12 protein-coding genes and 1 tRNA gene are annotated in these 14689 nt (G+C 59.3%); 7 read left to right on the top strand and 6 right to left on the bottom strand.

From position 1 onward, the window contains the following. Positions 1–42: 42 nt before the first annotated feature. The gene (locus I6F12_RS25355; protein ID WP_157784106.1) at positions 43–201 is read right to left on the bottom strand and encodes a hypothetical protein; all 159 of its coding nucleotides are present in this window, start codon (positions 199–201) and stop codon (positions 43–45) included. Positions 202–523: 322 nt separating this feature from the next. Here I6F12_RS25355 and ald point away from each other — a divergent pair, with 322 nt between their 5' ends. The 3 genes from ald (at position 524) to I6F12_RS25340 (ending at position 3993) form a co-directional block, all read left to right on the top strand. Further along, complete coding sequence (ald, locus tag I6F12_RS25350) at positions 524–1636, top strand: alanine dehydrogenase (protein ID WP_036014931.1); 1113 nt, start codon at positions 524–526, stop codon at positions 1634–1636. A 734-nt stretch (positions 1637–2370) separates the two neighbouring features. Beyond that, complete coding sequence (locus tag I6F12_RS25345; RefSeq protein WP_036014930.1) at positions 2371–2574, top strand: 4Fe-4S binding protein; 204 nt, start codon at positions 2371–2373, stop codon at positions 2572–2574. Positions 2575–2604: 30 nt separating this feature from the next. Beyond that, positions 2605–3993 carry a hypothetical protein gene (locus tag I6F12_RS25340; protein WP_225157484.1) on the top strand — a complete coding sequence of 463 codons (1389 nt, stop codon included), beginning with the start codon at positions 2605–2607 and terminating at the stop codon, positions 3991–3993. A gap of 259 nt (positions 3994–4252) precedes the next feature. Here I6F12_RS25340 and I6F12_RS25335 read toward each other — a convergent pair. The 5 genes from I6F12_RS25335 to I6F12_RS25315 form a co-directional block, all read right to left on the bottom strand. Next, a tRNA-Ile gene (locus tag I6F12_RS25335) sits at positions 4253–4329 on the bottom strand. A gap of 100 nt (positions 4330–4429) precedes the next feature. Beyond that, positions 4430–5257, bottom strand: a complete 828-nt coding sequence (locus I6F12_RS25330; RefSeq protein ID WP_225125875.1) for an energy transducer TonB — start codon at positions 5255–5257, stop codon at positions 4430–4432. Continuing rightward, positions 5254–5715 carry a TonB system transport protein ExbD gene (gene exbD / locus I6F12_RS25325; RefSeq protein ID WP_225157483.1) on the bottom strand — a complete coding sequence of 154 codons (462 nt, stop codon included), beginning with the start codon at positions 5713–5715 and terminating at the stop codon, positions 5254–5256. Before exbD ends, I6F12_RS25330 begins: the two co-directional genes overlap by 4 nt. 6 nt (positions 5716–5721) lie before the next feature. Next, entirely contained in the window at positions 5722–6471 is a 750-nt protein-coding gene (gene exbB, locus I6F12_RS25320) for a tonB-system energizer ExbB (protein ID WP_225157482.1), read from the bottom strand. A 103-nt stretch (positions 6472–6574) separates the two neighbouring features. Next, positions 6575–8659: a TonB-dependent receptor gene (locus tag I6F12_RS25315; RefSeq protein ID WP_225157481.1), complete on the bottom strand. Its 2085-nt coding sequence runs from the start codon at positions 8657–8659 to the stop codon at positions 6575–6577. A 225-nt stretch (positions 8660–8884) separates the two neighbouring features. Between I6F12_RS25315 and I6F12_RS25310 the strand changes: the two genes are divergently transcribed. The 4 genes from I6F12_RS25310 (at position 8885) to nifE (ending at position 14681) form a co-directional block, all read left to right on the top strand. Continuing rightward, the gene (locus tag I6F12_RS25310) at positions 8885–9340 is read left to right on the top strand and encodes a Fur family transcriptional regulator (RefSeq protein ID WP_036015841.1); all 456 of its coding nucleotides are present in this window, start codon (positions 8885–8887) and stop codon (positions 9338–9340) included. A 478-nt stretch (positions 9341–9818) separates the two neighbouring features. Beyond that, positions 9819–11321: a nitrogenase molybdenum-iron protein alpha chain gene (gene nifD / locus I6F12_RS25305; RefSeq protein ID WP_225157480.1), complete on the top strand. Its 1503-nt coding sequence runs from the start codon at positions 9819–9821 to the stop codon at positions 11319–11321. Positions 11322–11386: 65 nt separating this feature from the next. After that, positions 11387–12943, top strand: coding sequence for a nitrogenase molybdenum-iron protein subunit beta (gene nifK / locus I6F12_RS25300; protein WP_225157479.1), 1557 nt, complete (start codon positions 11387–11389; stop codon positions 12941–12943). Between the two features lie 94 nt (positions 12944–13037). After that, complete coding sequence (nifE, locus tag I6F12_RS25295) at positions 13038–14681, top strand: nitrogenase iron-molybdenum cofactor biosynthesis protein NifE (protein WP_225157478.1); 1644 nt, start codon at positions 13038–13040, stop codon at positions 14679–14681. Positions 14682–14689 lie beyond the last annotated feature (8 nt).

The following is a 14689-nucleotide window of genomic DNA, read 5'->3' as shown; positions in this document are numbered from 1 at the left end:
CCGCCCCCCGCGGCGCCAGTTGCGGCGGCCGCGGTTTCTGTGTCATCCGCTCGCCGCACGCGCGGCGCGAACTTCCATGTCGCCGGCGACGGCGCCCTGGCAAAGGGCTGGAAGGATCGCGCGCGCGACAATATCTCCGCGATCCGGCTTGTCGCCGTGATGGTCCATTTCCTGGTAGCCAAATTTACCATCAATGGTCATTGGCCATCAACTCCAGAACCGCTTCGCTTGATAGGCAATCCTGCGTAACTGGCAAATTGCCATCTTTGCTGCTTGAGAACTTCGCTGGGTGGTCAGCTTTTCTGCGACCCGAGACCGCAATTCGGAACGATTTGTCGCTATCGCGCAGTGTCGACGGGTTAAGCTCAGGGAGCAAGGTCACACGGTCCGCTCGGCATCTGTGGGTTTGAAATCCTGCGAAGCCTGTCAAATATCGCTGAATTCCTGCGCCATTTTATCGGCTGCGTCGCGATATCACTGCTCGCTTCCGATAAGAAGGGCGCGTCAGGCAGGGAGTTTTCAAATGAAGGTCGGAGTCCCAAAGGAAATCAAGGCGCACGAATATCGCGTGGGCCTTACTCCTGGAGCTGCCCGCGAATACGTGGCAGCAGGCCACAGCGTGATGATCGAGACCAATGCGGGCGCTGGCATTGGTGCAACCGATGACGATTATCGCAATGCTGGCGCAACGATTTTACCTTCTGCCGTTGAGGTATTCGCCTTGAGCGAGATGATCGTAAAGGTCAAGGAGCCTCAGCCGTCCGAATGGTCTCAGCTGCGTGAGAATCACATCCTCTTCACTTATCTGCATCTGGCTCCCGACCTGGACCAGGCTACCGGCCTCCTGGAATCAGGATGCACCGCGATCGCCTATGAGACGGTAACTGATGCGCATGGTGGTCTACCACTGCTGGCGCCGATGAGCGAGGTCGCGGGTAGGCTTGCGATCGAAGCGGCGGGTAGCGCCCTAAAGCGGAGTACAGGCGGACGAGGACTGCTGATCGGTGGGGTGCCCGGTGTTCAGCCTGCCCGAATCGTGGTGATCGGAGGTGGCGTCGTCGGTACGCACGCGGCACGCATGGCGGTCGGTCTGGGCGCAGAAGTGACCATCATCGATCGTTCGATAATCCGGCTCCGCGAGCTGGATGAGCTATTCGAAGGACGCGTTCGCACCAGATTTTCAACCATCGAGTCCGTAGAGGAAGAGGTTTTTGCGGCGGATGTGGTGATTGGTGCCGTGCTCGTTCCAGGTGCGAGCGCGCCGAAGCTGGTCCGCCGGAGCATGCTGAGCTCGATGCGCAAGAGAGCGGTACTCGTGGACGTCGCTATCGATCAGGGCGGCTGCTTTGAGACATCACACCCAACCACTCACGCTGATCCAACTTACGAAGAAGATGGCATCATTCATTATTGTGTGGCCAATATGCCCGGCGCCGTTCCGCTGACCTCGAGTCAAGCACTGAATAACGCAACTCTGCCGTTTGGTTTGGCTCTGGCCAACAAGGGGTTTTCCGCCGTACTGGAAAATCCACATTTGCGCGCAGGCCTCAACGTCCATCGAGGCCGGCTAACTTACAAAGCGGTGGCCGAAAGCCTCGGGCTGCCCTTCTCACCGATCGAACAGGCGGCGGCGTGATCCCAAAGGCCCTCATGGCCGTTTCCTCCGTGACTAAGCCACCCTTTGGGGTGGCTTTTTTTCGGCTACATCAATCGGCTGACCGCTGCCGGCATCTACTTTGACCGCGAAGCGTAGCGGAGGATCACCAGACGAACACCTGGCTTCAGTCGCCTGCACGAGGGGGAGCCAGTGTACTTTTGCCCCATACAGCGCATGTGCCGGTTTCGCCGGCAATACGGGGCAACTGAAAATGCGTCCCGCGGGCCCCGAGAGGGACGCGCATCACGGGTGTGACTGTATCTGGAGCGGCCGCCGCGACCTTCTGACTGGCTGCGGCGAGGCGGACCGGTGAGGACCTGCCGGTTGCTGCCCGTGATGCTGTCGCGTAAGCCGCGGCTGTCCCGGTGAGTGGAATCAACAAGATGCGCTCTGGGTTAGACCCGCGGGGAACTCTGTGATGCCGCGCGACGCATCGATCTTAGCCGTGGCACGGCGGCGTTGGGGAGGATCTCAGATCGTCCCCTTAAGTCTGGCAACGGTCGTTCACCTGATCGCTAACTGCTGTGAATCGACCATGCGCAAATCAAAGCATCGAGATCAAGCCGCCACGGCCCTTGTAGGATTTGCGACAGCGTGTCGACGCGGCGATTTGCGTTATTGAAAATACTCTAGACGAATCAAGCTCAAACTGTCTGGCACAAGACTTGATAGCAAGACACTGTCCCGCACCTTTTGCTTATGGAATCGCAGTGATGGCTTACAAGATAATCGCGTCCCAGTGCACCGTCTGCGGTGCGTGTGAGTTCGAGTGTCCCAATGCCGCGATCAGCCTGAAGAACGACATATATGTGATCAATCCGTCCCAGTGTACCCAATGTGAAGGGCATTTTGACGCGCCACAATGCGCCGTCGTTTGCCCGGTGCCCGATACATGCGTGCCGGCAAAGGTCGGGTAGCCGACGAGAGGAGCTCCCGTACGAAACATAATGACGAATCCTCCGCAACTAGTGATCGGAGAATTTTCGGCAGACGACTTCATCGATATGCACCTGCTCGAAGGTCTCGCCTACCAATATTGGCGCGCATTGGCCCTTCTCCGATCGATCGGAAAAGGATGCGAGCTCACCCTTAATGAGGACGGTAGCTGGATTGAGCAGGACACGCCTGAGCAGGCTCTTTTGATCGCCAGCATTGACGCCAGAACTGCCGAGACGGCCTGGGATTCCTCCAGCCTTGGAGTTTGGTTTGATGCCAAAGCAGCCCCAATTTCCAGACCTGGTCTGCCAACAATCGATGAAGTGATGGTGCCAGTTTACAACACGTCGAAGAGGGAAACTGGTCCTGAATATTGGCAGGGAATGGGTCTGGAATTGCCCATCAAGGCCCGGACTAATTATCTTCCGGGCCTGTTCAATGCTCGCCATTTCCTGGACTCGCACTCTTTTTTAGATGCCCCCTTCGAAGCGCAGTACGGATACAGCCTGTCTCAGTTTATGTGCGTCATTTGGGCTCTGGCTAATATCTTCAACCTCCCGCCTCCCTTTTTTGCGACGGAGCGGGAGGAAGACATGGTGAGGGCGTTCGGATCGAACTTTCTCAACTCCATGATGCGCGGATACCGACACCTGGAATTCTCGTCCGATAGTCTAATAGAGGAAATCGAACGCCGATTACCCGTTTTCTCTGCCGAAGTTCCCGTCCCGCGAGAAGTGATTGCTGCAGTTATCTCTGCGCTAATGCTTACGGCTCAACGCCAAGCGAACATCGCTCTCTGGAGCGGAGGCCCCCGTTATCTCTTTATCCCGTTTGGACTCGGCGACGTGTTCGACATTCAGGCCCTACCATCACTACTTTCTAATCTGTTCGTCGGACTTGCCTACGACCCGGAGGCAAGAGGTCCCGCGTTCGAAGAGGTCTTTCGTTTTGCGCTGACGGCGCGCGGGTTCACTGTCGAAACGGGCGTCAAGAAAGCGCTTGCCGGCTCATCTCGGCAGTTAGACGCCGGGGTCGCGATCGGAAACGAACTGTTTTTGTTCGAGTGCGTATCGATCGGCCGGCCCCTCGATTACGAAATCGGCAAGCCCGCTACGATCTCAGAGCGGAATCGCCGCTTGGACAAGAAAGTCTCTCAAGCAATAAGCTTGGCGGAGTTTTTCCGCGCCAACGCGGTCGGCACCAACTTCGACGTCGGGCACATTCGTCGCTTCGTTCCCTTCGTGGTCTCTCCGTTCGAGGAGTGGATCTGGGACGGCTCGGAACGAATGTGGGAGCAGGATCCTCATCAACCGAGGATCCTGAGCGCCAGTGAAGCAATCAAGATGATCGAGAGTCGACGCTCACCACTACCGGCTACTGCGGGCGACCAGGGTTTGTGACTTCCTCCGTACTCCCAGCGGCAAGTCCAACTGATTCGGGAGCAATTTGCGAGCCCGATGGGCGCTGGACGCGGCGGCTCAGAAGCAGAATGGACCCCCCTCGGTTTTCTCGCGCTGAAAAATCGGCAAAAAATCGAAGCGGAATTCGTCAGTCACGTCAGTGTGATCTGAGATCGAGTCGTTTTCAAAACGAAATCGAGTCGTTCTTAAACCGGAAATCGAGTCGTTTTCAAAGTGTCCGCATACGAAGGGCGAAGCGTGGTGGGCCCGGCAGGACTCGAACCTGCAACCAAACCGTTATGAGCGGCCGGCTCTAACCATTGAGCTACAGGGTCCGCCGCGAGGCGGCTGCGGCAAGCACGGCCAGCAACGGTGCGCGGTTCGTCACTACGATGCAGTCCAGCACTGTCACCGCAATTCCGTCCATACCGTTCGGTTAGCTACGATCAAACCTGATCGGGACGGAAATCGTCAGCGTGTCTCCGCCGTGACCGGCAGGAGGCGTCGGCACCGGACTTGCGCGTCGCGCGAGGGCGACAGCCTCGCTGTCGAGAGCGCTGTCACCTGAGGAGCGCGCCAGACGCGCCGACACGACACGGCCGCCCCGGTCGATCGTGAATATGACCGACGCAACCCCTTGGCCGGCGCCCGGGGGGTAGCGCTTGTGTCGATTGAGATGCGCGGCAAGGGCGCTTTGCCAGCTTGCGGCAGATGCAGCCGGGGCGCGCGCTGCGCTTGGCGCCGGTGCGGCGAAGCTGTCCGCGCGCTGTTGCGTCCTGACGCTGGGCGCACTCGTCTGTGGAGCGGCCCGTTTCGGCGCTGGCCTCTTGGGCTGTGGTTCAGGTGGTTTCGGCGGTGTCAGCACAGCATCCGCACGCTCCGTCTCGGGCAGCTTGGGAATGTCGACCTCGGGATTGCGGGCGGCGGGCGGTTCGATCGGTTGGGACGTCTCTTTCGATTCTTCCGGCGGCTTCTCCTGCGGGGCAGGAGTTGGATCGGGTGGGGTTTCCGTCACCTGCGGTCCGGGAGCGACGTCGGCCGCCGTCGGCTCCGGCGCGGCGGTGAGTGGTGCGAGCTCGATCATGATGGCGTCCGGCGGCCCACCCGGCATGGCCTGCGGCGCCGGCCGGTTAATGCTGAGCCACACGCCTCCCGCATGCAGCGCGACCACGGCGAGGCCGGCCGCCGTCCAGCGCAACGCCGAGGGCAGCGTCGCCTCGCCGCCGATTCTGCCGTCAGGGTCGCGCCAGTCGATCGCCGTCATGGCTGCGTCGCGGCGCCCGAGACCGGGATCGTCGCCTGTCCGGTATCTTCGAGGCCGACCAGCGCGATCTTGAGGTAACCCGCCTGCCGCAGCAGATTCATCACGTTCATCAGTTCGCGATAGGCGACGACGCCATCGGCACGCAGGAACACGCGCTGCTCGCGGTCATGGCCGGTCTGTTCATCCAGAATTGCCTGCAAGACGCTGCGCGGCACATCCTCGTTGCCGAGCGCCAGGCTCAGATCCTGCTTGACGGTGAGGAACAGCGGCTCGTCCGGGCGCGGTTGGGGCTGCGCATTGGACACCGGCAGATCGACCGCGACATCGACCGTCGACAGCGGTGCAGCCACCATGAAGATGATGAGCAGCACCAGCATCACGTCGATGAACGGCGTAACGTTGATCTCGCTCAGTTCATCGATGCCGCCGTCCTGCGGGTCCTTGAGTGATACGGCCATGGCAGCTCACTCCGCAGCGGCGCGGCCGCGCTCCAGCGCCACCACTGATGAGAGCAACCCGCGGTCCTGCCGCTCCAGATCGCGCGAGACGTGCTGAATGATCTCGCCGGAAGCATCGGACAACAGCGCCCGGTAGCTTGCGAGCGCGCGAGCGAACACGTTGTAGATAATGACGGCCGGAATGGCTGCCACCAGGCCGAGTGCGGTCGCCAGCAGCGCTTCGGCAATGCCCGGCGCGACCACCGCAAGGTTGGTGGTCTTGGACTGCGAGATGCCGATGAACGAGTTCATGATGCCCCACACGGTGCCGAACAGGCCGACGAACGGGGCAGTCGCTCCGATCGTCGCCAGCAATCCGGTGCCGCGGGCGATGTCGCGGCCGGCCCTGGCCTCGATGCGCGATAGCGCAATCGCAAGCCGTTCCTTGATGCCGTCGGCCGACAGATTCGGCGAGCGACGGCATTCGCGCTCGGCGGCTTCCATCAGGCCGGCGACGTCGCCCTTGCCGGTCCAGCCGGCTTCGATCTCCTCGCGCGCCGCTTCCAGGTTGCCGGCGCGGACAAGTTTGCGCACGCAACTGCGTGCCCGCCGCCGGGCGGCCATCAATTCCAGGCCCTTGGCAAGCCAGATCGTCCAGGTCACCAGCGAGGCGAAGGCCAGCCCGATCATCACCGCTTTCACGACGATGTCGGCCTGCATGAACATTCCCCACGGCGACAAGTCGTGAGGTAGCGTGGCCGCAGCGTCACTCAACATAACCTAAGTCCTTCCTCATCGCGCGAGCGATGTCCGCAGTTGCAATGGCTGCCGGACATCGCTCGCCGTTCTTTCGATCACTTGGCGACCGGATCCGAGCCGCTCAGAATTTCACGGAGGAGAACACCCGGATATTGCGTCCCGGTTGCAGAACCTCGTCCTTCTTGTAGGATTGGTGGAAGCGGATATCGTCATTCAGCAGGTTCTCGCCTTTCAGGCCCAGGCTCACCTCCATGGGCAGGGATCCCGTCGGCACTGTGGTCGTGTAGCTCAGCTCGGCGTTGAGAAGATTATATCCAGCAGTCGGCGTCTCGAACGCTCCGAGATTGTGTTGCGCGAAGGCATGCAGCAGATTGACCCGCGCGATCCAGTTCGGATCCCGATAGAAGATTCCGCCGCCCAGCCGGTGAGGCGGAATCTTGGGAACGAAGCTGCCATCCGTGAACGTGGCGCGGACGAAGTCGTACTGTGCCTCGACGCCCCATACGCCGTTCCAGACCTTGGCAACGTCATGCTCGACCTGAAGCTCGCCGCCCACGAACTTGGCGTCGCGCTGCGAGTAGATGATCTGGTCGAACGTCGCGCCGGGAGTGCCGCAGGAGGCGAAGTCGTCACCGCACCTGACGCCGGTGAAATTCTTGAAGATGAAGTTGTCGAACTTCGTGTAGAAGATCGACGCATCGAACCTTGTATCGCCACGGCCGCGCTTCAGCCCGAGCTCGAGAGAATTGGCTTTCTCGAGCGTCATGGTGGGGTCGCCGATCTCGAACGTCCGCGGCGTGTCGTGCGGTCCCTTGTAGAACAATTCGATCGGATCCGGCGCACGCTCGACATGCTGTGCCGTGACCCGCGCGACCATCTCGTAGGGAAGGTCGTACAACAGTCCGGCGCTGGCGCTGACCGGCACGAAATCGCGGCTGACCGGGAACGTCGTCGGATCGTTGGGCGGCGGAAGAAACGAGGCCGGGAAGCGCGCGCCGGTGCCGTTGATGTCCGTGCGCTCGGCGCGGACGGCGCCTTGGGCGCGGAGCGCGGATGTGACCTGCAGTTCCTCGAACACGAAGGCCGCGACGTTCTGTGCGCGGGCGGGGGCGAGGAGCTGTTCGTCCGCGCCTCCGACCGACAGATCGCGCCGGCCCCATTGCAAGCCGACGGCGCCTCTGAGCTCGCCTAGTGCGGTGTTGACGGGCAGATGCGAGATTTCCGCACGTGATTCGAATTCCCGGTTCCTGAACGTCGAACCAACCTCGGCTGCTGCGCCAACGCCGTCGATTTCCAGATGCTTGTAGGCGGTATAGCCGAGCCAGTACTTGATCGTGTCGATTCCCCCTTCGCGAAGCCGCCACTCGCCGCGGCTGCTCCACTTGGATTGGCGGAGGTCGATATGGTTCTTCACCCGGGCCGACTCGATGCCCGGAATGAAATAGGTCATCGCCATGCTCTGGTAGGACAGTCCGACAAAGCCATCGTTGAAAATGTAGGAGCCGCCGAGGCTTTGCCCCTGGGAAGAGTAGCTCGAGTTCTCCTGGACTCCGCCCGGAATGCGGTAGTCGCCGGCGCTTCGTTTGAATGCATCGAGGTGGAGCGCAAAATTTCCGCCGCCCGCGTCGAGCAGGACGGCTCCGTCCTTGCCGTTGCTGACGCTGTTCAGGCCGCCACGCGCCTGAAAAGCGATACCGTTTGCCGGCACAAAGGTCGGAATTCGCCCGTTATTGGCGCTCACGACACCACCGATGGCCTGCGAGCCATAGCGCAGCGTACCGGGTCCGCGAATGACCTCGACTTGGCCGCTCATGAGCGGATCGATCGTCACCGCATGGTCTTCGCCCAGGTTCGCCATGTCGCCGGAGCCGATGCCATCTTCCTGCGTGCGGACGCGGAAGCCGCCGAGACCGCGGATCACCGGACGACTTGCGACCGGGGAGAACGATGTCGATGAAACGCCGGGTGTCGTACTCAGGGTGTCGCCAAGAGACGCTGCCCCGCGGCTCAAGGCCTGCTGAGGGGTGACCACCGACACCGAACTGAATGACGGCGCCACCGGTATCGACTGAGAGGTGGCCCACCAAGGGACGTTCTCGCCGGTCGTCTGGCCCGATTGTGCGATCGGGCTGGGCGATGTGACCACGATCTCCTCGAGTTGGACCGTCTGGGCATGCGCACCCGTCGACAAGGCGAGCGCACTCACCCCCACAGCCCATCGATACAACCGCATGCCAGCCGCCCCTTATTGCGAGTTATTTGCAATAAGAGAATTGCATGCCTGCTTCCGGAAGTCAAACTATTTGCAACTAAGTCGCAAAAGCAGAAGGGCCTTGGACGCGGGCTTATAGCGGGAACTGCAGGAAACGAGTAGGGAGGTCACGTGCTGATCGCAGGTAAGCTGTGACCCGCGCCACCCGATAGGGCGCTGATGCAATCAAGGCTGAATGAAGAGTTTGAGCGGCTGTGCCGCGAGAAGGGTTTGCGGCTGACCGGGCCGCGCCGCGTCATTCTCGACGTGCTGGCCACGGCATCCGATCACCCGGATGCGATCGAAGTGCACAGGCGCGCGATGTCGATCGATCCGAGCATCGCCATTGCGACCGTTTATCGCACCGTGCGACTGCTCCAGGAGTCGGGGATTCTGGAAAGCCATGCTTTCGGCGATGGCCGGGCAAGATACGAAACGGCAGGCCGGGAGCATCATGATCACCTGATCAATATCGAGACCGGTGATGTCATCGAATTCCGTTCCGATGAGATCGAGCGCCTACAGGAAGAGATTGCGCGCGCTCACGGCTTTGAGATCGTCAGTCATCGCTTCGAAATATTCGTCAAGCCGCTGGAAGCGGGCAAGCGAAAGAAGGCGTCACGGAGCAGGCGGTAGGGAGCAGCTCTGCGGGTTTCTCGCGTCGACGTCCATCGTTTCGCGACAACCGTTCCTTTGCCTATAGCCGTGATAATGTCCGCACTTACAGCGGTCGGGCAGGACTCGAATCTGCAACCAGACCGTCATGAGCGGTCAATTCTAACCATTGAAGCCGTGTGCGGGAGGGCCGTCAGTCCAGACATAGGTGGCGCTGAGTCCAGCTTGGGTGGCGCAAGTCCAAACTTATATGGCGTCCTACACTGGGTAGGGAATTTCAGGCAGAGCCCGCCTTGTTCCATTTCGAACGGGGCCACATCAAGAGTTCTCTGCGAAAGCGTGATGTCGGATTCGCAACAACGCCCGTGTCACCGCACGAGGCTCGCTAAGTAGTTTTGATTGTTGCAGTTTTGGTGCTCGCGAGACACTGGCATGCTGGTTGCAAAAGTCTTGGATCAAGAAGCCGCCCTCGCAACAGCTAACCTTTGAAGGACATCAGATGAGTCTCGCCACGACCCAGAGCATCGCAGAAATCAGGGCTCGCAACAAAGAGCTGATCGAGGAGGTGCTGAAGGTCTATCCGGAGAAAACCGCGAAACGGCGTGCCAAGCACCTCAATGTTCACCAGGCCGGAAAGTCAGACTGCGGCGTGAAGTCCAACATCAAATCCATACCTGGCGTGATGACGATCAGAGGCTGCGCCTATGCAGGGTCAAAGGGGGTGGTCTGGGGACCAATCAAGGACATGGTTCATATCAGCCATGGCCCCGTCGGCTGCGGTCAATATTCGTGGGGCTCGCGTCGCAACTATTACGTTGGCACCACGGGTATCGATAGCTTTGTGACCCTGCAGTTCACCTCCGACTTCCAGGAGAAGGACATCGTATTCGGCGGCGACAAAAAACTGGTCAAAATTCTTGATGAAATCCAAGAGCTGTTTCCACTTAACAACGGCATCACGATCCAATCGGAATGCCCGATTGGATTGATCGGTGACGATATCGAAGCCGTGTCACGAGCGAAATCCAAGGAATATGGCGGCAAGACCATCGTGCCGGTCCGTTGTGAGGGCTTCCGGGGCGTGTCGCAGTCACTGGGCCATCACATTGCGAACGATGCGGTGCGCGATTGGATTTTCGGCCATCTCGAGGGCGATGGCAAACCCAAGTTCGAGCCGACGCCGTACGATGTTGCGATTATCGGAGACTACAATATCGGCGGCGACGCCTGGTCATCACGAATTCTGCTGGAGGAGATGGGCCTGCGGGTAATCGCGCAGTGGTCCGGCGACGGCTCACTGGCTGAGCTCGAAGCAACGCCGAAGGCAAAGCTTAACATTCTGCATTGCTACCGTTCGATGAACTACATCTCACGCCACATGGAAGAGAAGTTCGGTATCCCGTGGTGCGAGTACAATTTCTTCGGACCATCAAAGATCGCAGAGTCATTGCGCAAGATTGCGGGTTATTTCGACGACAAGATCAAGGAAGGCGCCGAGCGGGTAATCCAGAAGTATCAGCCGCTCGTGAATGCGGTGATCGCTAAATATCGGCCTCGCTTGGAGGGCAAGACGGTGATGCTGTACGTCGGCGGGCTCCGTCCGCGTCATGTTATCGGCGCATATGAGGACTTGGGGATGGAAGTCATTGGCACCGGATACGAGTTCGGTCACAACGATGACTATCAGCGCACAGCTCAGCACTACGTGAAGGACAGCACGCTTATCTACGATGACGTCAATGGCTATGAGTTCGAGCGCTTCGTTGAAAAGCTCCAGCCTGACCTTGTAGGGTCGGGTATCAAGGAAAAGTACGTTTTTCAAAAGATGGGTGTGCCGTTCCGGCAGATGCACTCTTGGGACTATTCGGGTCCATATCACGGCTATGACGGATTCGCGATCTTTGCGCGCGACATGGATATGGCTGTCAACTCGCCGATTTGGAAGAAAACGAAGGCCCCCTGGAAGGAAGCTTCGAGGGCCAAGCTCCAGGCTGCGGAATAAAGCAACTCATCTCGCTTGGGAAAGCCGGGCGATACCAATCTCGACGATAGTGAAGGATTTCACCAATGGCGCAGAGTGCCGAGCACGTGATCGATCATGTCGAACTGTTCCGCGGTCCAGAATACCAGCAGATGCTGGCCAAGAAGAAGATATTCGAGAACCCTCGCCATCCCGCCGAGGTCGAACGTATCAAGGAATGGACGAAAACCGCCGAATATCGCGAGAAAAACTTCGCGCGAGAGGCGCTAGCGGTAAATCCGGCCAAGGCGTGCCAGCCGCTTGGCGCCGTATTCGCATCTGTTGGCTTTGAGCGCACGTTGCCCTTCGTCCACGGCTCGCAAGGCTGTGTGGCCTATTACCGCAGTCATTTGTCGCGGCACTTCAAGGAGCCTAGCTCCTGTGTCTCTTCGTCAATGACGGAAGACGCTGCCGTATTCGGCGGTCTGAACAACATGATCGACGGGCTCGCGAACAGCTACAACATGTATAAGCCGAAGATGATTGCGGTTTCCACAACCTGCATGGCCGAGGTGATCGGCGATGACCTCAACGCCTTCATCAAGACTTCGAAAGAAAAAGGCTCGGTTCCGGCGGACTTCGACGTGCCGTTCGCCCACACGCCGGCGTTCGTCGGCAGCCACGTCACCGGCTATGACAATGCGCTCAAGGGCATTCTGGAGCATTTTTGGGACGGCAAAGCCGGAACAGCGCCGAAGCTTGCGCGCAAACCGAATGGGGCGATCAACATCATTGGCGGGTTCGATGGCTATACCGTTGGGAACCTTCGCGAGATCAAGCGCATCTTGGAATTGATGGGCATCCAGCATACGGTTCTCGCCGACAATTCGGAAGTCTTTGATACTCCGACCGACGGCGAATTCCGGATGTATGACGGTGGTACGACGCTGGAGGATGCGGCGAACGCGATTCATGCCAAGGCGACTATCTCCATGCAACAGTGGTGCACGGAAAAGACGCTGACATTCGTGGCGGAGCATGGCCAGGACGTCGTATCCTTCAACTACCCGGTGGGCTTATCTGCAACGGATGACTTCATCGTCGCGCTGTCACGCCTCAGCGGCAAGGAGATTCCCGAGCAACTTGCGCGAGAACGTGGCCGCCTGGTGGACGCCATCGCCGACTCCAGCGCGCATGTTCATGGCAAGAAGTTCGCGATCTATGGCGATCCGGATCTTTGCTATGGGTTGGCTGCGTTTCTGCTCGAACTCGGCGCCGAACCGACCCATGTGCTGTCTACCAACGGCAACAAGGCATGGCAGGAAAAAATGCAGGCGCTGCTTGCAAGCTCGCCATTTGGACAGGGCTGCCAAGCCTATCCCGGCCGAGACCTCTGGCACATGCGCTCACTCCTGTTTACCGAGCCGGTCGATTTTCTGATTGGCAACACCTACGGGAAGTACCTGGAGCGTGATACCGGAACGCCACTGATCCGCATCGGCTTTCCGATTTTTGATCGGCATCACCATCATCGCTCCCCTCTATGGGGCTATCAGGGCGGCCTGAATGTGCTGGTGAAGATCCTGGACAAGATCTTCGACGAGATCGACAAGAACACCAACGTTCTTGGCAAAACGGACTACAGCTTCGACATCATTCGCTGATGAGCGACTGCGCGTGCCATCGCCCAAGCAATGGACGATGGCACGAGCACATGGTCGTTGACTTTGCAATTTGTTCGCCCTGAGAGGAAACAGGATGAGTTCACTAGCGGCCACGGTCCAGAATATCTTCGACGAGCCGGGCTGCGCCAAGAATGGCAGTAAGTCGGAGGCTGAACGAAGGAACGGCTGCACCAAACAGCTGCAGCCGGGTAGTGCTGCTGGCGGCTGTGCTTTCGATGGCGCCAAGGTTGCGCTGCAGCCGTTCACCGACGTGGCTCACTTGGTACATGGTCCGATCGCGTGCGAGGGCAATTCCTGGGACAATCGCGGTGCGGCGTCGTCCGGCTCGGATCTGTGGCGCACCGCATTCACAACCGATTTGAGCGAAACCGATATCGTATTCGGAGGCGAGAAGCGGCTTTGCAAAGCTATCAAGGAGATCATCGACAAGTGCGATCCGTCCGCCATCTTCGTTTATCAAACCTGCATCCCGGCGATGATCGGCGACGACATCAACGCAGTCTGCAAGGCGGCGTCTCGAAGATTCTCAAAGCCGGTGATCCCGATCAATTCTCCGGGCTTCGTCGGTTCGAAGAACCTCGGCAACAAGCTGGCCGGCGAGGCCTTGCTCGACTATGTGATCGGTACGCGAGAACCGGACTACACCACGCCGTACGACATCAATCTGATCGGAGAATACAACCTTGCGGGAGAGCTCTGGCAAGTGAAGCCATTACTAGACGAGCTTGGAGTGCGAATTCTCTGCTGCATCTCAGGCAATGGCAAATATCGTGAAGTCGCTTCATCTCATCGCGCACGGGCGGCGATGTTGGTGTGCTCAAAGTCCATGATCAACGTCGCACGGAAGATGGAGCAACGCTACGGGATTCCATTCTTCGAGGGTTCTTTCTACGGTATTCAAGATTCGAGCGAATCGCTACGGCAGATTGCCCGCTTATTGGTTGAACGCGGCGCCCCGACAGATCTGCTCGGGCGCACCGAAGCGTTGATCGCGCGCGAGGAAGCGTGGGCCTGGGGTGCGATCGAGCCGTATAAGCCACGGTTCGAAGGCAAAAAGGCCTTGTTAATGACCGGCGGCGTCAAGTCATGGTCGGTCGTTGCGGCACTCCAGGAAGCCGGGCTTGAGGTAGTCGGCACCAGCGTAAAAAAATCGACCAACGAAGATAAGGAGCGCATTAAGGAGCTCATGGGGCATGATGCCCACATGATCGAGAATATGACGCCGCGCGAAATGTACGAGATGCTGAAGGGCGCAAAGGCGGACATCATGCTATCGGGCGGAAAGTCGCAGTTCGTCGCGCTGAAAGCGGCGGTGCCTTGGCTCGATATCAACCAGGAGCGTTGCCACGCCTATATGGGCTATGTCGGAATGGTCAAGCTGGTGGAGGAGATCGATAAGTCGCTCTCCAGTCCGATGTGGAAGCAGCTACGTCGACCTGCGCCATGGGAGGCGTTTGCCAAGGCGATGGAGCAGATGCAATCGCCCGCGACCGCGCTCGCCGACCCGGCGCTCGCGGAAAAGTCGCGCCGCGCCAGGAAGATCTGCATGTGCAACAGGGTCGATCTGGGCACGATCGAGGATGCAATCTACGCGCATCGCCTGAGGAGCGTCGAAGCGGTCAGGGAGCATACCAATGCGGTCGGTGGCTGCTGTCAAAGACGTATCGAGGAGATCTTGGTGTCCGAGCCATCTGCCATGCGGCAGGCCGCAGAGTAGGGAGGCGT

It is taken from the genome of Bradyrhizobium sp. IC4059, assembly GCF_020193615.1.
GTDB lineage: Bacteria > Pseudomonadota > Alphaproteobacteria > Rhizobiales > Xanthobacteraceae > Bradyrhizobium > Bradyrhizobium yuanmingense.
This window is presented reverse-complemented; position numbering and strand designations above follow the sequence as displayed.